The organism is Flagellimonas zhangzhouensis, assembly GCF_900102925.1.
GTDB classification, from domain to species: Bacteria; Bacteroidota; Bacteroidia; order Flavobacteriales; family Flavobacteriaceae; genus Flagellimonas; species Flagellimonas zhangzhouensis.
Genome location: NZ_FNKI01000001.1, coordinates 1,313,594 through 1,331,357 on the forward strand (window position 1 = coordinate 1,313,594; position 17,764 = coordinate 1,331,357).

Here is a 17,764-nt window from a genome sequence, read left to right on the forward strand (position 1 = left end):
AGCTAACATCACCAATCATGATAGAAATCAAAGATCTACATAAATCCTATAAAATGGGAAGCAATTCCCTTCATGTTTTAAAGGGTATCAATTTTAAGGTAGAAGAAGGAGAACTAGTTGCCATTATGGGATCGTCTGGTTCTGGAAAATCAACTTTGTTGAACATTTTAGGGATGTTGGATGGAGCAGATTCAGGAGAATATATTCTGGATGGTGTTCCAATTAAAAATCTAAGTGAGACTAAAGCTGCCCAATACAGAAATAAGTTTTTAGGATTTATTTTCCAGTCTTTTAACCTGATCAATTACAAAAGTGCAGCTGAAAATGTGGCACTGCCATTATACTACCAAAAAGTTCCCAGAAAGGAACGTCAAGAAAAAGCCTTGAAATACTTGGAAAGAGTTGGTCTTAAACCATGGGCCGAACATTTGCCAAGTGAAATGTCTGGGGGTCAAAAACAAAGGGTGGCCATTGCTAGGGCCATGGCAGCCGAACCAAAGGTGTTGTTGGCAGATGAACCTACGGGTGCCTTGGATAGTAAAACTTCTTATGAGGTGATGGATTTGATCCAGAAAATCAATGACGATGGCAATACCATTTTGGTCGTAACCCACGAAGAGGATATTGCACATATGTGCAAGAGAATCGTACACCTTAAGGATGGTGTTATTGTAGAAGATAAAAAGATAGAACAAGTAAGAGCAGAGCAATATGTTTGATCGCGACGTTTGGCAAGAAATATTCAATACGCTTAAGACAAACAAGCTGCGAACCTTTTTAACTGGGTTTTCCGTTGGGTGGGCCATCTTTATTTTGGTAATGCTCCTTGCTTCGGTAAACGGAATGCAAAATGGTTTTACTGGGCAGTTCAATGACGATGCCACCAACTCTATTTTTATTCGCCCTGGTACAACATCAGAAGCTTATGGTGGTTTTGAGGCGGGTAGACGTATTCAGTTCAAAAACGATGATATTGAATACATCAAAAAGAGTTTTCCAGATGAAATCGAATATATAAGTGGACGTTACTTTGCAAGTGCCACTGCTAGATATAAGGCAGAAACAGGTTCTTATTCCATTCAAGCAACCCATCCTGATCATCAAGCGATAGAAAAAACATTGATCACCGAAGGTAGGTATGTGAATGAAGCCGATGTGATCAATAAGGCCAAAGTGGCAGTAATTGGTAGAAAGGTTGCGGAAGATTTATTTCAAAAAGAGGATCCTTTGGGTCAATTCGTTACCTTGAACAATCTTCCTTTTAGAGTTATAGGAATTTTTACAGACGATGGGGATGATAATGCAGAAAGAAGAATTTACGCACCCATCAGTACCTATCAACAAATTTATGGGAATACCAATAATGTAAATTCCATTTCACTAACCTATAATCCAAATTTTGATTTAACTGAGGCTTTGGAATTTTCAAACAAATTGGAGATTCTCATGAAGCGTAGGCATAAAATTGCACCCGAAGATCAAGCGGGTATCGGAGTTTGGAACTACGCAGAAGCTTTTGACAACATCAGTAGTTTTACCGCTGTATTGAACGGTGTGGCCATCGCAGTTACCTTTTTAATCTTGATTGCAGGTATTGTAGGTATTGGAAACATTATGGTGTTCACGATCAAAGAGAGAACAAAAGAAATTGGAGTTAGAAAAGCATTAGGAGCACGTCCCTCTCAAATTGTAAACTTGGTGATTTTGGAATCCATCTTTATCACAGCCATTTCAGGTTTTGTAGGGCTAATTTTTGCTTGGGTGATTCTAGCTCTTGTAGGTCCTAATTTTCAAACAGATGCATTTAGAGACCCATCCGTGGAGCTCTCTACTGTAATCATCGCCACCATAATATTGATTGTTGCAGGCGTATTGGCAGGATTGATTCCCGCTATGAAAGCAGCAAATGTTAAACCCATTGTAGCACTAAGCGATAAATAGATATGTGGTTATTTGATAAAGACATGTGGTTCGAGATTTTTCATACGTTGGGAAAAAATATGTTCCGGACGTTCCTCACCATGCTCGGGGTAATCATTGCTATGCTGATATTGGTGTTATTGTTGGGAGGTGCCAATGGGCTAACCAATGGCTTCAACAAAATATTTGCAGGTACGGCATCCAACAGTTTGTTTGTTTGGGGACAATCCACCTCCGAACCCTATAAAGGTTTTGAACGTGGACGCAGAATACGCTATAAGTTGGAAGATGCCGATATTTTAAAAAGACAAATTCCAGAAATCGAGGTGTTGGCCCCTCGAATTGAGTTGGCCGACCATAGGGGAGCAATTACCGTTTACAGAAATGGACAAACCAGTGGTTCTTCGGTCTACGGGGATTATCCCGAAATTGACCAGATCACCAAGAAGAAGTTGGTAGAAGGCAGATTTTTGAATCAAAATGATATTGAAGACTCCAAAAAGGTGTGTGTAATCGGGGAAGAGACCTATAAGTTACTTTTTGAAAAAGGAGAAGAAGCCATTGGCGAAAGCATCAGGATTAATGGGGTTTACTTTACGGTAGTTGGAATATATAAACCGAATAACAACATTAATATTGATGGTGAGAATGCGGTCTTCATTCCTTTCTCTACTTTTCAAAAAGCCTTTAATTCCGGTGACCGAATGGGATGGATGGCCATTGCCGTGGAAAAGAACACCCCTGTACCACTTATTGAAAAACAAATCAAGGATATTTTAAAGAACAAATATGATATTCACCCTGATGATGATCGAGCCATTGGTAGCTTCGATATGTCAAGGATATTCAACAGTGTTACCGGGTTTACTTTGGTCTTACAAGGTTTTTCCTTTTTCATTGGAATCTTTACCCTGTTGGCAGGTGTAATTGCCATTAGTAATATTCTGCTGATCACGGTTAAGGAGCGTACCAAAGAAATTGGTGTGAGACGTGCATTAGGTGCCACCCCTAAAGTGGTGAAACGTCAAATTATATTGGAGGCCATAATAATTACAGCTTTTGCAGGATTGGTAGGTTTTGCCATTTCAGTGGGATTATTGTCCATCATGGATTCGATGTGGGGCAGCGGAGATGATTTTCCATTCGTAAAACCCATGATCAGCATTCCTCAATTCATTTTTTCATTTGTTTTGATGGTAGGGCTGAGTGTGCTCATTGGTTTGTTGCCGGCCAACAGAGCAGTAAAAATAAGACCCATAGAAGCTTTAAGAGAAGAATAATCAATTCATATAAATAACGAAATCAAATTAGCGATAATGAATAAGTACGTAAAATACGGAATAATAGGAGTAGCCGTCGTAGGGATTTTGATGGCCACGGTTTACTTTCTTAAACAAAACAGTACGCCTGTTGAGCTGTATAAAACAGAAACTGCAGCCCGTAAGGATATTGTGAACAGAGTAATCGTTACCGGAAAGGTAATTCCAGAAGATGAGATCAATATCAAACCTCAAATTTCGGGTATCATCGATAAAATTATCTTGGAAGAAGGCGTTCGTGTGAATGCTGGAGACCTTATCGCTGTGATCAAAGTAGTGCCTAACGAACAATCGTTGAACCAAGCTGCGGGTCGAGTAAACAATGCCCGATTGGCTTTAGGGAATGCCAAGATTGAATATGATAGAAACAAAGCCTTGTTTGATAAAGGGGTGATTTCCAATCAAGAATTCAACAATTTAAAGTTGACTTACGACCAGGCTGAGCAAGAGTTGAAAAATGCACAGGCTGATTATCAGATCATCCAAAAAGGTTCAGCTGGTGGTTCTGCAAGTGCCAATACCAATATTAGAGCAACAGTTTCAGGAACTATTCTAGAGATTCCTGTAAAAGAAGGGGATCAGGTAATCCAGAGTAACAACTTTAACGATGGTACCACTATTGCCACTATCGCCGATATGTCTAAAATGATTTTTGAAGGTGAAGTGGATGAAGCTGAGGTTGGTAAACTTGCTGTTGGTATGCCATTGGAAATTAGCTTGGGAGCTTTAGATCAGCAAAAGTTTGAGGCCAAACTAAAGTTTATCGCACCTAAAGGTGTTGAAGAAGAGGGGGCCGTTCAATTTAAGATAGAAGGAGATTTGGCCTTGACCGACACTACATCTTACGTTCGAGCAGGATATAGTGCAAACGCTTCTATTGTTTTGGATGAAAAGAAAGATGTGTTGACCATTAAAGAAGCTTTGCTTCAATTTGATAAAGATACCGAGAAGCCTTATGTAGAAGTTGAGGTCAGCGAGAACAATTTCGAAAGAAAAGATTTGGAATTGGGTGTAAGTGATGGTATCGATGTGGAAGTGGTTTCTGGTATCGATGAAGATGCCAAAATCAAAGTTTGGAACAAGCTAGAGAAGAAGACAGACGAATAATCCAACCCAATAGAATAAGCAACGAAAATCAAAAAACGAATGAAAAATAGCATAACCATTTTACTACTGTTGTTCACCGTTGCCGTGTCCACAGCGCAAATGCGCCAATGGACGTTGGAGGAATGTGTGATGTATGCAGTGGAAAATAATTTGACCGTACAACAATTTGAACTGGATTTGGAGAATGCCCAAATCGATAGATCTGATGCTTTGGGAGATTTTCTTCCTAACTTAAATGGAAATACCACGGCATCGAGTAACACAGGTTTCTCTATTAACCCATCTACCAACTTGCCTACCAATAGTACGCAATTTAACGTGAGTATGGGAGTGAGTTCCAATGTTACATTATTTGATGGACTTAGAAATATCAATAGATACAATAGGGCCAAGATGAGCGCTATTGCCAATCAATATCGTTTGGATAACCTTAAGGATGATATTCGTTTGAATGTGGCCAATGCCTATTTGCAAGTGCTATCGAACAAAGAGCAGTTAAAAACCTTTAAGGCACAATATGCGGTAACGGAGCAGGACTTGAAAAGAACCAAGGAATTGGTAGAAGCAGGTTCATTACCAAGAGGTGATTTATTGGAGATTGAGGCCACTGCAGCAAATCAGGAGCAACAGGTGATCAATGGAGAAAGCTTGGTTTTGATTTCCAGAGTGAATTTGGCTCAATTACTTCAGATTACCGATTACGAAAATTTTGATATTGCTGAAGAGGAGTTTGCTATTCCACCATCGGATATTTTGGACAACTCGGCCAAAGTGATTTTCGATAAGGCCTTGACCTTTAGAAATGACATTAAATTTTCGGAATCTAACGTGGAATTGGCCAAGCAAGATCTTAAAATTGCCAAGGGAGCATACTACCCAACATTATCTGGATTTTTCCAGTACGGTTCAAGATATTCAGACATCACCTTGATTCCTGATGGTAACAATGGACTTTACACGCCTGGTTTCACCGATCAGTTGTGGATTTTGGACGGTATCAGCTACGGTGCTCAATTGAGTGTGCCGATCTTTAATGGATGGAGTGCCAGAAATGGTGTAAAACGCTCCAAAATTAGTTTGGCGCAGGCCGAATTGCAGTTCGAGCAAGACAAGTTGGATTTGGAAAACACCATTCAGCAAGCCTATGTGGATGTTGGTACTTTTGAAAAAGCCTATGAGGCTGCCCAAAAAACCTTGGACGCAAGGCAATTGGCTTACGATTATGCCAAAGAAAGATATGATGTTGGACTAATGAATGCGTTCGATTTTAGTCAAGCACAATCAAGAGTGGATAATGCCAGAGCCGATGTGATCCGTACCAAATACGATTATATTTTTAGATTGAAAATATTGGAGTTCTACTTTGGTTTACCCATTTCATTAAACTAGTATCTTTGTGGCCTTATGGCCCTAATACTAAATTTAGAAACCGCGACGACCAATTGCTCCGTGAGCATTTCCAAAGACAACGAGATTGTTGTTTTAAAGGAGAATAATGCAGCGAGCTACTCGCATTCCGAACAATTACACGTATTTATCAAAGAAGCCTTGGATGAGGCTTCTTTGTCGTTTTCAGACCTTGATGCCGTTGCCATTAGTAAAGGGCCTGGGTCATACACAGGACTTCGAATCGGTGTTTCAGCAGCAAAAGGACTTTGTTTTTCGTTGGAAATACCTTTGATTTCCATTCCTACCTTACAGAGCATGGCCTTGCAAGTAGATGCGCAACCAGATGAATTGGTGATACCCGTTTTGGATGCCCGAAGAATGGAAGTGTATTCTTGTGTTTATGATTCAAATAATGAGGAAGTAAGGGAGACCCTTGCTGAAATTATCGATGAGAATACTTTCCAAGAATATGCTTCGGAAAGGAAGGTGTACATTGTTGGAAGTGGTGCAGAAAAATGTAGGGGCGTTTTGCAACACCCCCATTTTATTTTTGATGAATCTGTGGTTCCTTCTGCAAAAGAAATGGCACAATTGGCCTTTCAAAAATATAGCGCTCAACAATTTGAAGACGTTGCCTACTTTGAACCTTATTATTTAAAGGATTTCGTACTTCAGCAGAAGAAAAAGAAAGCTTGACCTATTTTGATTGATGCATGACCCTTTGTGGGAACGGAATCTCGATTCCCGCAGCATCAAATCTCAATTTGGTTTGCTCTACCACATAAAAGTGGGCGGCCCAGAAAACATCGGTATTGGCCCAAAAACGCAAACTTAAATCAACGGAACTATCACCTAAACCACCTACATATACTTCAGGTGCAGGTTCGGTGTTAATGTTTGGATTGTCCGCACAAATTTGCAGTAGAATTTCTTTGGCTTGTTTAATATCGGAACCATAACCAATACCTACATCAAACTTGTCCCTTCGGGTGTTTTCCATGTTGTAGTTGATTACATTTCCATTGGATAATTGTCCGTTCGGAATTATGGCAATCTGGTTGCCAAAGGTGCTCAGTTTGGTATTGAAAATGGAAATCTCCTTTACAGTTCCATCCACTCCTTGGGCTGAGATAAAATCACCCAATTTAAATGGTTTGAATATCAAAATAAGTACTCCCCCAGCAAAATTGGCCAATGATCCTTGAAGTGCCAAACCAATAGCAAGACCAGCTGCACCGACAATGGCGACCAAAGAAGAAGTTTTTACCCCCAATTGGGTAACTACCAAAACAAAGACCAAAGCCTTTAGTAATATACTGATGAAACTTTGTAAAAAGGACTCCAGTGTTTCATCGTAATCTTTTTTGATAAAAAAGCGACGAACCATTTTGTTCACCAATCTAATGACCCAAAGACCAACAAAAAAGGTGATAATGGCCATCAATAAATTGGGCAAAACACCCAATGCCCATTCAACGCCCATGTCAATGTAATCTTGATAATTTTCTAGTTCTTTCATAACGGTTTTTAGTTAAATGGCAACCTAGTTAATATTCAATTGAAATAAAAAAAATGAAATCTAAACAAATGTTAATCTTGTACCTGTTCCAGAACTTCTTCGACTGTTGAAACAGGCAGTTTACATGTGCCATCCATGCAAACGTAGGTCAAGGTTGTATCGGGAACAAATCTATTTTGTAAAATGCCCAAACTTCCTTCTTTTTCTGCCCCAGTAAGAATGCTGTTGGGAATGTATTTTTCGCCAATCGATTGCCCTATATTTTTATAATTGTACCCAACAATGGCGATTTCATAAAAGTTTTTGTTGAAATAAAGCGCCAAATGCAACCAATTGGAAAAACTTTGCCCTTGACGTACAAAATCCTTCTGAACATTTTTGAGCATTTGTTTGGAGATAGCTTCGAAGTTATTCTCTGGATATAGTTTTGAAAATTTAAACAGATTGGTGGCCATTATCGAGTTTGACGAAGAAATCACATTGTCATCCACTTCAACACTACGTCTGATCAACGATTGGTCTTCGTCGGAGGTGTAGAAGAACATGCTTGATTTGGCATCCCAAAAATGCTCTTGGGTGTATTCCAGCAGATTTTTGGCCAAATCCAACCATTTCTCAACAAATGTGACCTCGTAAAGTGAAATATAGGCATCGATTAAAGTGGCATAATCCTCCAAAAACCCGTTGATAGTGCTTTTTCCTTCTTTGTGGTTGCGGTATAGTGAACCATCCTCTTTTAGCATTTCCCGTTCAAGGAACAATGCATTTTTTAAAGCCAAATCCAAATAAGCTTCGTTTCCCAAATAGCGATACGCATCCACCAAACCTTTGAGCATTAAAGCGTTCCAAGATGTGAGGATTTTATCATCCAATCTGGGCTTGGGTCGGTTGTTTCGCTCTTTTTTTAAAGTTTGAAGGGAAGTTTTAATCACTTTATTTAAGTCTGAAACCGAAACTTTGTGTTTTTCTGCTATTTCTTCATCACCTTTATCCCGAATCAAAACATAATTTTCTTCTTCCCAAAAACCATAGGAATTGATATTGAAATAGTCCTGAAATACTGCAAAATCCTCACCTAATAGTTCGGTGAGTTCTTTTTCGGTCCAAACGTAATAGGCGCCCTCTTCCAATTCTTCATTTTCATCCAAACTGTCGGCATCCAAGGAGGAATAAAACCCTCCACTTTTATCCAATAACTCCTCTTGTACAAAAGCAATGGATTCATCCACCACGTTTTTATAGAGTTCATTTTGGGTAACCGCGTAGGCCTTGGCATACAAGCTGACCAATTGACCATTATCATACAGCATTTTTTCAAAATGGGGTACATGCCATTTGGTATCTACGGCATATCTTGAAAATCCACCACCCACATGATCATAAACACCTCCATAGGCCATTCGTGTGAGTGTGGTGTCCACAAATTCCATGAGGTCTGGTTTGTTTTCACTGGTGGCGTAGTGCAATAAAAAATCCCAATTGTTGGGCATCATAAATTTCGGAGCCCGCTTGTGTCCACCCAAAAAGGTGTCAAAATATTGCGACCAACTGTTTACGGTGATTTCCAATTCCTCCAAAGAGAAAAGTTCCTTGTCTTTTTCAACCTCCACAAGATTGATAGCTTGGAGTCCGTTGGCCAAATCAGTGGCATATTGGGTAACCCTTGGCTTATCATTTTTATATAATTGAGCCAATTGCTCCAAACTTTTTATCCAATTGTCTCTAGGGACATAGGTGGCACCCCAAAAGGGTCTGCCGTCGGGAAGGGCAACAATATTTAATGGCCAACCACCCTGACCAGAAATCATTTGAATGGCATCCATGTAAATCTGGTCTACATCAGGCCGTTCCTCTCGATCTATTTTTATGTTTATAAAATTTTGGTTCATCACCTGTGCCACTTCCTCGTTCTCAAAACATTCATGCTCCATTACGTGGCACCAATGGCAAGCGGCATAACCAATACTGATCAATAAGAGTTTATCTTCCTTTTGAGCTTGCTCCAAAACCTCGGGCGACCAAGCTTTCCAATCAACAGGATTATGGGCATGTTGTAAAAGGTAAGGACTGGTTTCGTGAATGAGGTCGTTGGTAAATTTATGCGTCACGTTGTTGGATTTTTGTTCGCAGCTGAAAACAAGTATGCAAGTTACGGCAATGGACAGAACTTTTTTCATTGCGCAGGAATTGGAGGAAACAATAAATGCGCCGATTTCGGCGCATTTATGAAATTAATTAGGTCTATTTTACTTCGAAGGTAATTTTTACGTTTACCCTGTAGTTGTCAATTTTGCCGTCTTTCACGGTTGCACTTTGCTCGTTAATGTAAATGGAGCGAATGTTCTTTACGGATTTTGAGGCCTGATCCAATGCGTTTTTAGCTGCGTCTTCCCAGCTGTTATCGGAATTGGCCAATAATTCAATCACTTTTAATACTGCCATGGTTAATGTTTTTAAATTCCCTTTAAGTTAATCATTTTCAGTGGGAAATCCTTGGCAGAATGGGATGAATTATCCGTTAAGGGCAACTACTTCTTTGATTTTATCGCCCATCATGTTCTTAAGCATGGTTTCGATACCGTTTTTAAGAGTGAATGTGGAAGATGGACAGCCACTACAAGCTCCTTGAAGGATTACGCTTACCGTTCCACTCTGCTCTTCGTACGATTGGAAAAGAATGTTTCCACCATCACTGGCTACAGCAGGTTTTACATATTCTTCCAAAATATCAACGATTTGTTGGGAGGTGTCATCATAATTGGTCTGCGCAGCACTTTGAGAAACTGTTTCTTTGGTTTTTTGAACGGCTTCTTCAGAAATTACGGTTTTGCCGTCAGCCAGATAATCCCGCACAAATTCACGCACCTGCATGTTGATTTCTTCCCATTCGGCCACTTCATATTTGGTTACCGAAACATAGTTTTCGTCCATAAAAACCTCTTTTACAAAAGGAAAATGGAAAAGTTCTATAGCTAGTGGGGAAGCTTTGGCTTCGTCTATATTTTTGAATTCAAAGGTGGCAGGAACAATACGCTTGTTGCAAACGAATTTCATTACCGCAGGGTTTGGAGTTACTTCTGCATAAACGGTAATGGGCTCTTTTTTCTTGGCTACGTCTTCATTTACCACAGGTTCACCTGCATTCAGGTATTCCACCAATTGTTGGGCCACTTCGTCTTTCACATCTTCCCATTCTACAATATCGAAACGTTCCAAAGCCACAAAATTACTGGCGATGTAAACTGTTTTGATAAAGGGCAAATAGAAAAGTTGCTGGGCCAATGGGGAATTTTTCGCCTCATCTATGTTTTTATACTCGTAGTTGTTCTTTACCAAAAAATGATTGGTTTCAAACTTTAAAATTTTCGGATTGTTTGTAGGAACAACGGTAATATTATACTCTTTCATTGTGAATCTTTGGTGCAAAAATACCAATAGTTGGAATGCGTAGCAAAATATTATAATAATGTACCCTGCAAATCGTTATCTAAATGTTTAAATGCAGTTAAAACACAACCATTAGCCCCAAACGTCACATGAGACGCATTTTAACCTCACTTATAATAGCCTTGGGCTTTAGCACTTTTGCCAAGGCACAGGAAGGTATTCCAGTTTATTTCGATTATCTCGCAGATAACTATTATTTGGTGTATCCATCCATGGCAGGTATTGCAGAGGGAACCAAAATTCGACTTACTGCAAGAAAACAATGGTTCAGTGTGGATGAGGCACCCAATCTTCAGACATTTAATATCAATTCCAGAGTTGGGGAGCGAAGTGGAATAGGAGGAATTCTTTTTAACGATTCCAACGGTTATCATTCCCAAACAGGATTTAAAGGAACCTATGCGCACCATTTGCAATTGGGAGGCGATTTTAGAACCCTGAACCAATTGTCACTTGGATTGAGTGCAGGTATCATTTTAAGTAGCCTGGATGAAACCGAATTTAGGTCGGTGATTCCAGATCCTGCGGTAACTGGAGTTAAGAATACAACCAGCTATTTTAATGTGGATCTTGGTGCATCATATAACCTCTTCGAATTTTATGCCCATGCCGCTATTTTAAATGTGTTGGGATCGGGAAGGGATTTATACAGTGCTGCGGAGTTTGATAACTTAAGAAGGTATCTTTTTTCTGTAGGGTATGTTTTTGGAAGCAAAACCAGAATCGAACCGTCCATTTTGTTCCAGATGACGGATTTTACCAAGGAAAAAACAGTGGATCTAAATGCCAAAGTGTACCGTGATGTGAGTTTTGGAACAATTTGGGGAGGACTTTCTTACCGCAGAAGTTTTGATGGGGCCCAATACCAATCCAACGCTCAGTTTGGGGAACAACGTTTGCAATTGTTTACACCAATCGTTGGGGTGAATGTAAATCGCTTTTTGTTCTCCTATAATTATTCGTACCAATCTGGTGATATTCGTTTTGACAATGGAGGTTTTCATCAAATAACCATAGGTTACGATTTCGGCCAGAGCGATGATGGTAAGCGATACGATTGTTATTGTCCAGCGGCCAATAATTAAATCATTATTTATTTTGGGATGTCAGTTCGAGCGAAGTCGAGAACCAGGTGGCATTTCGACTGCGCTCGATGTGACAATTTCAACCTAATCCCACTTATAATTTTTCTTGGAAGCTTGAGCCTTTATGGCAGATAGCATGGCATTTTCCAATTCACCAGCTTCCTCTTTTTGGTGTTCGGCAATGTACATCTCACGCTTTGAGTTCAATTCCTGGATTTCCTTTTGGATTTTCTCCCGTTCCTCTTTTTTCAAAGAAATGTATTCGGTAATCTCCTTTTTGGATTTTCCTTTCAGTTCACTTGGGAGATCTTTTTCATCCAATTTTGAAAGTACAGCCTCGTCATCTTCTACAGCATCCACCAAATCCCACTGCGAATTTTTGTACAATCTGGAACTTTTGCTCACAGCACGTTTTACCACTACTGCTTCTTCCAATTCAGCAGCATTGGCATCTTGCACAGCCTGAAGTTCCTTTTTCGCATAACCAACAGATCCATAGGAAACATAGGTGTTGTTCAATTTGGCATTTAGTTGAATGATGATATCGTCATAAGGAGTTGCAATATGCACCACTTGCCTGTTGTGGTCGATGGCCATATAATCACCGCCCGTTAAAATTGCTCCACTTTTCCAATGGGTGTTGATGCCCTGTTCGTAATTGCCACAGAAAATTGTGTTTACGATAACATCTTTTTCTTTGGCATTTGTGGTTGCATCCTTATAATTCAATTTGCCTTGGTCGAAAGGTTCGTTACCTGCAATAAAGATCATTTTAAGGTCATCGGCATTTTTGCCCCATTCCAATTGTTTTAAGGAAGTGTGAATCACTTCGCCACAATATTCTTCTCCGCCGTTGGTGGTCAAAGAGAATAATTTTTCAGAAATCTCATCCAAATCATCACTAAAGCCTAAAACTTGTCTAATGTATCCTTCACGGGCAGAAAGATTATCGTTTCCGTATTCATACAATGCAATTTGAAGTAGAGGTCTGGAATCGTTGCCGCATTTGGCATGGGTAAACTCGTTCACAATATCCCACAATTGGGCCTTGGCTTGGTTGATCAGTCCATCCATACTATTGCTCGTATCCAAAAGCAATGCAATTTTCACATATTGTTTTGCAGGTTTTTCGGCTACAGTTGAAGTAATTAAGGTGGTGTTTGTGCTTTCTTGAGCTTTAAGGTTACATGCATAACTCGATGCGGTGACCATTAAAGCAAAAGCTGTTCCTAATAATTGATTGATATGTTTCATAGTTCAATGTTTTTAAATGATGCCCTAAAAGTATTGGCAACATTTTTCAATTAAAATTGGGAATGAGGGAACGAACCAAGGGAGTGAGTGACCGTACCAATTGGATTCGTAAGTCAGGAAAAAGAATAGGTAATTGGAGAGTATTCTGGTTTGCCCCATTTTTTAAAACGCGGGGGATGCACTATGTTTACTAAAGTTATGGTCAAAAGGATTTACATATTAATTGTAATGATGCTGGTTTCTGTTTTTGGAATTGCCCAAATGGGTAACAACCAAAATCAAATAGAAATCAAAGGCTCTGTAATGGGAAAAGAAAATCGCACCCCCATTGCGCAGGTTCAAGTTTCCACCGATAGGGGCAATTATACCTTCACCAATAGTTTGGGAGAATTTAAAATTAAAGCTTCCCTTGGAGATGTACTCATTTTTGAAAGCCCTGAATTTGAAACAGTGCGCCACCGAATCACCTCCAATGAAGATGTGGATGTTTTGGTGGAAGGCTACAGTGATAGACGTTCCTCACAACGCATAAAAAAGGAATCCATAAGTGAGAGGAATTCGCTGGCCGATCATCAGCGTTTTTTGGATTCTGCGAATCTTTATAAGAAAACGGATTTAGAAAAGAGTATTGATTTCATCGCGCAATCCATTGAACCCTTGGGAAGTTCGGGAAATAAAACAGAATTGGCAAAGTCACTCTCAGCACTTGGTGAGATTTATATGTATCATGAGCAGTACGATTTAGCAATCACCAATTTTAAGGACGCACTGGCTGCTCGAGAATCGAACAAAACCAAGCTTTTGTTGGGACAAGTTTATGTTTTAAATGGAGATTTTCAAAAGGGGGAGGAAATGCTGTTACCCTTGGTAGATGTCAAAAACATGGTGCCCTATCAACGCGTGGAACTTTTTGAAGCTTTAGGGGATGCCAATAAGGGAATGTCCAAACTTAGAGACGCTCAAGAATACTATCAACAGGGTTTGGTGATTGCCGAAAAAAACCAGATTTCTCCTAAAGTAATTGATTTAAGCTCTAAAATGGGAGCGGCATTTGCCAGTGAAAATCGTTCGATTGAAGCAGAGGGGTTTTATCAAAACTCCTTGAGCCTTTCCAAAAAGGTAGCTCCTGAACGTATGATCCAAGAGAGCGAAAAGGTGGCCGATTTTTACAATCAAAAAAGTCGATATGATGATGAAATCCAATTGCGTAAACAAAGTTTGTCTGAACTGAACCAATTACCACGTCCTAGTGCTCCAGTTGAAGGTAGAGGAGTGTCTAGGGCGGACACCATCACTTCGCAACGTATAAACTACAAAATTGCCAATGCCTACATCGCTCAAGAAAAATTGGACGAGGCCATCCCATATTTGGAAAAAAGTATTGTGGAAGCCGATAAGGAAGATGATCTGGTGGTGCAAAAAGATGCCACACGAAAATTATCCGAAGTGTATCGCAATAAAGGCGATTACACCAAGGCTTTGGAGACCTATCAAGATTATGTGGCGGTTGTAGATAGTCTTTATGTGCGCAAAGAACAAGAAATATCCCAAGCAGCACGTTTTAGTCGCGAAATTGCCAACACCCAAAATCGGATTTCGAGTTTGGAGCAAGAACGGGAACTCAATCAGAGCAAATACAGTTTGGCTGTCACGGAGCAACAATTATATGAGGAAACCAGCAAGCGTCAAAAATGGATCATCTATTCTTTAATTTTCGGGATTGCATTAATGGCCTTTACCGCATTTTTATACTACCGAAGCAACAAACAGCAAAAATTGGCCAACAACCTTTTGGCTTTAAAGTCACTCCGTACCCAAATGAACCCGCATTTTATTTTCAATGCGCTCAATTCGGTGAACAATTATATCGCCAAGAGTGATGAGCGAAGCGCCAACCGCTTTTTAAGTGAATTTTCGGTGTTGATGCGAAGTGTTCTGGAGAATTCCGAGCAAGATTTTATTTCATTGACACAAGAATTGGAACTTTTGGAGCTCTACGTGAAATTGGAACATTCTAGGTTTCAGGATAAATTCGATTACAAAATTAAGGTTGATGATAAAGTGGATGTTGATGCCTTTCAAATTCCACCGATGTTATTGCAACCTTATATTGAAAATGCCATTTGGCACGGGCTTCGTTATAAAGAAGAAAAAGGGTTTTTACATATTAAGGTGGACCAATTGACGAATGATATGTTGGAAATCACCATTGAGGATAATGGAATTGGAAGAAAAAAATCCGCAGCCATTAAAACGGCCAATCAGCGCAAGCAAAAATCCAAGGGAATGGGCAACATTAAAAAACGAATCCAGATTTTGAACGATATGTACAAAAACAGGGTGGAAGTTTCCATTTCCGATTTAAATGAAGACCAAACGGGAACCAAAGTTTCTCTAAAACTCAAGAAAAAATAATGGAGCTAACCGCAATAATTGTCGAGGATGAGGCTAATAGTAGGGAAATACTCCGAAACTATTTGGCAAAGTATTGCAATGGGGTAAAATTGTTGGGAGAGGCCGCTGATATTGAACAGGGTTTGGCGCAAATTAAAAAGCATAATCCCGATTTGGTTTTTTTGGATGTGGAAATGCCTTTTGGTAATGCTTTTGACCTATTGGATAAAATTCCAGAACGAAACTTTGAGACCATATTCGTGACCGCATACAATCAATACGCCATTGATGCCTTGAATCACCATGCAGCTTATTATTTAATGAAGCCCATAAATATTGATGAATTGATCAAAGCGGTGGATTATGTAAAGGACATCAAGGAAAAGGAAAATGCGTTAGAGGGACAAGTGCTTCAAACTGCACCAATTCGTGCAGAAGGAAAAATAACATTGCCCCAACAAGACGGATTTCAGGTATTGGAAGTGGGCGATATCTACTTTTGCAAGGCAGATGATAATTACACCGAAATTTATCTGGAAAAGAAAAAAATCGTGGTGAGCAAGACATTGAAATATTTTGAAGACGCCCTAAAACCCTATCCTTTTGCCCGAATTCACAAGTCCTATTTGGTCAATGTTTCCGAAGTGGTCAAATACAAAAAGGGCAAGGGAGGAAGTGTGATTTTGTCCAATGGTAAAGAACTTTCCGTTTCCGCATCCAAAAAGGCCGATTTACTCTCATTTTTTCAATAAATTGTCTTATCGTGGGCTGTCATTAGTCCATTTTCAACTTTACAAAATCTATTAGAATGATAATAAAATCCGTTAGGGGCAAAAGTCCAGAAATGGGAACCGATTGCTTTATTGCCGAAAATGCAACCATTGTCGGTGAAGTGACTATGGGAGACCAATGCAGTGTATGGTTTAATGCGGTGGTGCGAGGTGATGTGCATTTTATAAAAATGGGAAATAAAGTAAATGTACAGGATGGTGCTGTGATTCATTGCACCTATGAAAAATCTCCGACCACCATCGGAAATAATGTTTCCATCGGCCATAATGCCATTGTTCACGGTTGTACCATAAAGGACAATGTTTTGGTAGGGATGGGAAGCATTATTATGGATGATTGTGTGGTGGAAAGCAATTCCATTATTGCGGCAGGAGCTGTGGTTACCAAAGGAACCCATGTGGAATCGGGCAGTATTTATGCTGGAATGCCCGCCAAGAAAATCAAGGACATTAGTCCCGAATTGAGTAAAGGGGAGATTGACCGCATCGCCAACAATTATGTGAAATATTCGAGCTGGTTCAAAGAGGATTAAATAAAGCTTGCCAATCCAAGAATCAAAAAATCCAAACCTCTAACCATCGGACAATCCATAAATCTAATATTGCCTATTTTTGTTCCACTTTAAAACTAAACTAAGATGAAAGCATATATTTTTCCAGGACAAGGCGCGCAATTTTTAGGTATGGGATTAGATCTTTATGAAAACCATTCCGAAGCACAGGATTTGTTCGAAAAAGCTAACGAAATACTAGGATTTCCAATAACCGATATCATGTTCGAAGGTACGGCCGAAGACCTTAAACAAACAAAAGTGACCCAACCTGCCATTTTTCTGCATTCTGTGATATTGAGTAAAGTTTTGGGTGAAAGCTTTAAACCTGATATGGTTGCAGGGCATTCGTTGGGGGAATTTTCTGCCTTGGTGGCCAATGGAACCCTAAACTTTGAGGATGGGTTAAAATTGGTTTCACAACGTGCACTTGCTATGCAAAAAGCCTGTGAAATTCAACCCAGTACTATGGCTGCCGTTTTGGGATTGGAAGATGATGTGGTGGAAAAATTATGTGCCGAGACTGAAGGAATTGTTGTGCCTGCAAACTATAACTGCCCTGGGCAATTGGTGATTTCAGGAGAAGTGGACGCTGTGAATATTGCTTGCGAAAAAATGAAAGAAGCAGGGGCAAGAAGAGCCTTGCTATTGCCAGTTGGTGGGGCTTTTCACTCACCATTAATGGAACCCGCAAGAGAGGAATTGGCGGCCGCGATTGAAGCCACCGATTTTAAAGTTCCAAGTTGTCCCATTTATCAAAATGTAACCACTACGGCAGTGTCCAATGCAGAGGAAATCAAAAAGAATTTAATACTGCAATTGACTGCTCCCGTTAAGTGGACACAAAGCGTTCAACAAATGGTGAAAGATGGGGCTTCGGAATTTGTTGAAGTAGGGCCAGGTAAGGTTTTACAAGGGTTGGTGAAGAAAATTCACAGAGAAGCCGAAACAAGCTCTGCAGAAATTTCGTAAACGGGCGAACCCGTTT

16 protein-coding genes are annotated in these 17,764 nt (G+C 39.8%); 11 read left to right on the forward strand and 5 right to left on the reverse strand.

What is annotated here, in order from left to right; all coding sequences use genetic code 11:
• Positions 1-17 precede the first annotated feature (17 nt).
• From BLQ18_RS05720 to tsaB, 6 genes are read left to right on the forward strand one after another with little or no spacing between them, the layout of a single operon-like run.
• Positions 18-719 (forward strand): ABC transporter ATP-binding protein, encoded by a 702-nt coding sequence (locus BLQ18_RS05720; RefSeq protein ID WP_090293425.1) that lies wholly within the window; start codon positions 18-20, stop codon positions 717-719.
• Complete coding sequence (locus BLQ18_RS05725; protein WP_090293426.1) at positions 712-1,941, forward strand: ABC transporter permease; 1,230 nt, start codon at positions 712-714, stop codon at positions 1,939-1,941. Before BLQ18_RS05720 ends, BLQ18_RS05725 begins: the two co-directional genes overlap by 8 nt.
• 59 nt (positions 1,942-2,000) lie before the next feature.
• Positions 2,001-3,200 carry an ABC transporter permease gene (locus tag BLQ18_RS05730; protein WP_245668071.1) on the forward strand — a complete coding sequence of 400 codons (1,200 nt, stop codon included), beginning with the start codon at positions 2,001-2,003 and terminating at the stop codon, positions 3,198-3,200.
• A gap of 36 nt (positions 3,201-3,236) precedes the next feature.
• Positions 3,237-4,346, forward strand: a complete 1,110-nt coding sequence (locus BLQ18_RS05735; RefSeq protein ID WP_090293428.1) for an efflux RND transporter periplasmic adaptor subunit — start codon at positions 3,237-3,239, stop codon at positions 4,344-4,346.
• Between the two features lie 39 nt (positions 4,347-4,385).
• Positions 4,386-5,735, forward strand: a complete 1,350-nt coding sequence (locus BLQ18_RS05740) for a TolC family protein (RefSeq protein WP_090293429.1) — start codon at positions 4,386-4,388, stop codon at positions 5,733-5,735.
• A gap of 15 nt (positions 5,736-5,750) precedes the next feature.
• Positions 5,751-6,431: a tRNA (adenosine(37)-N6)-threonylcarbamoyltransferase complex dimerization subunit type 1 TsaB gene (tsaB, locus tag BLQ18_RS05745; protein ID WP_090293430.1), complete on the forward strand. Its 681-nt coding sequence runs from the start codon at positions 5,751-5,753 to the stop codon at positions 6,429-6,431.
• Position 6,432: 1 nt separating this feature from the next.
• Here the strand turns inward: tsaB and BLQ18_RS05750 are convergent, their stop codons facing one another.
• The 4 genes from BLQ18_RS05750 to BLQ18_RS05765 form a co-directional block, all read right to left on the reverse strand.
• Positions 6,433-7,254 (reverse strand): mechanosensitive ion channel family protein, encoded by an 822-nt coding sequence (locus tag BLQ18_RS05750; protein ID WP_090293431.1) that lies wholly within the window; start codon positions 7,252-7,254, stop codon positions 6,433-6,435.
• A gap of 71 nt (positions 7,255-7,325) precedes the next feature.
• Positions 7,326-9,431, reverse strand: a complete 2,106-nt coding sequence (locus BLQ18_RS05755; RefSeq protein WP_090293432.1) for a thioredoxin domain-containing protein — start codon at positions 9,429-9,431, stop codon at positions 7,326-7,328.
• 64 nt (positions 9,432-9,495) lie between these two features.
• Complete coding sequence (locus BLQ18_RS05760) at positions 9,496-9,696, reverse strand: dodecin family protein (protein WP_090293433.1); 201 nt, start codon at positions 9,694-9,696, stop codon at positions 9,496-9,498.
• Between the two features lie 69 nt (positions 9,697-9,765).
• Positions 9,766-10,662 carry a NifU family protein gene (locus tag BLQ18_RS05765; protein WP_090293434.1) on the reverse strand — a complete coding sequence of 299 codons (897 nt, stop codon included), beginning with the start codon at positions 10,660-10,662 and terminating at the stop codon, positions 9,766-9,768.
• Between the two features lie 128 nt (positions 10,663-10,790).
• On the opposite strand from BLQ18_RS05765, the gene BLQ18_RS05770 reads away from it, so the two are divergent.
• On the forward strand, positions 10,791-11,786 hold the full coding sequence (locus tag BLQ18_RS05770) for a PorP/SprF family type IX secretion system membrane protein (RefSeq protein WP_090293435.1): 996 nt from the start codon (positions 10,791-10,793) through the stop codon (positions 11,784-11,786).
• An 84-nt stretch (positions 11,787-11,870) separates the two neighbouring features.
• Here the strand turns inward: BLQ18_RS05770 and BLQ18_RS05775 are convergent, their stop codons facing one another.
• Positions 11,871-13,040 (reverse strand): VWA domain-containing protein, encoded by a 1,170-nt coding sequence (locus BLQ18_RS05775; RefSeq protein WP_090293436.1) that lies wholly within the window; start codon positions 13,038-13,040, stop codon positions 11,871-11,873.
• Positions 13,041-13,223: 183 nt separating this feature from the next.
• Between BLQ18_RS05775 and BLQ18_RS05780 the strand changes: the two genes are divergently transcribed.
• From BLQ18_RS05780 to fabD, 4 genes are all read left to right on the forward strand, one after another.
• Positions 13,224-15,455, forward strand: a complete 2,232-nt coding sequence (locus BLQ18_RS05780; RefSeq protein ID WP_245668072.1) for a tetratricopeptide repeat-containing sensor histidine kinase — start codon at positions 13,224-13,226, stop codon at positions 15,453-15,455.
• Entirely contained in the window at positions 15,455-16,186 is a 732-nt protein-coding gene (locus tag BLQ18_RS05785) for a LytR/AlgR family response regulator transcription factor (RefSeq protein WP_090293437.1), read from the forward strand. Before BLQ18_RS05780 ends, BLQ18_RS05785 begins: the two co-directional genes overlap by 1 nt.
• Positions 16,187-16,242: 56 nt before the next feature.
• Positions 16,243-16,758, forward strand: coding sequence for a gamma carbonic anhydrase family protein (locus BLQ18_RS05790; protein WP_090293438.1), 516 nt, complete (start codon positions 16,243-16,245; stop codon positions 16,756-16,758).
• Between the two features lie 105 nt (positions 16,759-16,863).
• Positions 16,864-17,748, forward strand: coding sequence for an ACP S-malonyltransferase (fabD, locus tag BLQ18_RS05795; protein ID WP_090293439.1), 885 nt, complete (start codon positions 16,864-16,866; stop codon positions 17,746-17,748).
• The last annotated feature ends 16 nt before the right edge of the window (positions 17,749-17,764 follow it).

Bases quoted from the DNA above. Each gene is read 5' to 3' on its own strand.
- BLQ18_RS05720 (WP_090293425.1), top strand. From the start codon at position 18: ATGATAGAAATCAAAGATCTACATAAATCCTATAAAATGGGAAGCAAT.
- BLQ18_RS05725 (WP_090293426.1), top strand. From the start codon at position 712: ATGTTTGATCGCGACGTTTGGCAAGAAATATTCAATACGCTTAAGACA.
- BLQ18_RS05730 (WP_245668071.1), top strand. From the start codon at position 2,001: ATGTTCCGGACGTTCCTCACCATGCTCGGGGTAATCATTGCTATGCTG.
- BLQ18_RS05735 (WP_090293428.1), top strand. From the start codon at position 3,237: ATGAATAAGTACGTAAAATACGGAATAATAGGAGTAGCCGTCGTAGGG.
- BLQ18_RS05740 (WP_090293429.1), top strand. From the start codon at position 4,386: ATGAAAAATAGCATAACCATTTTACTACTGTTGTTCACCGTTGCCGTG.
- tsaB (WP_090293430.1), top strand. From the start codon at position 5,751: ATGGCCCTAATACTAAATTTAGAAACCGCGACGACCAATTGCTCCGTG.
- BLQ18_RS05750 (WP_090293431.1), bottom strand. From the start codon at position 7,254: ATGAAAGAACTAGAAAATTATCAAGATTACATTGACATGGGCGTTGAA.
- BLQ18_RS05755 (WP_090293432.1), bottom strand. From the start codon at position 9,431: ATGAAAAAAGTTCTGTCCATTGCCGTAACTTGCATACTTGTTTTCAGC.
- BLQ18_RS05760 (WP_090293433.1), bottom strand. From the start codon at position 9,696: ATGGCAGTATTAAAAGTGATTGAATTATTGGCCAATTCCGATAACAGC.
- BLQ18_RS05765 (WP_090293434.1), bottom strand. From the start codon at position 10,662: ATGAAAGAGTATAATATTACCGTTGTTCCTACAAACAATCCGAAAATT.
- BLQ18_RS05770 (WP_090293435.1), top strand. From the start codon at position 10,791: ATGAGACGCATTTTAACCTCACTTATAATAGCCTTGGGCTTTAGCACT.
- BLQ18_RS05775 (WP_090293436.1), bottom strand. From the start codon at position 13,040: ATGAAACATATCAATCAATTATTAGGAACAGCTTTTGCTTTAATGGTC.
- BLQ18_RS05780 (WP_245668072.1), top strand. From the start codon at position 13,224: ATGTTTACTAAAGTTATGGTCAAAAGGATTTACATATTAATTGTAATG.
- BLQ18_RS05785 (WP_090293437.1), top strand. From the start codon at position 15,455: ATGGAGCTAACCGCAATAATTGTCGAGGATGAGGCTAATAGTAGGGAA.
- BLQ18_RS05790 (WP_090293438.1), top strand. From the start codon at position 16,243: ATGATAATAAAATCCGTTAGGGGCAAAAGTCCAGAAATGGGAACCGAT.
- fabD (WP_090293439.1), top strand. From the start codon at position 16,864: ATGAAAGCATATATTTTTCCAGGACAAGGCGCGCAATTTTTAGGTATG.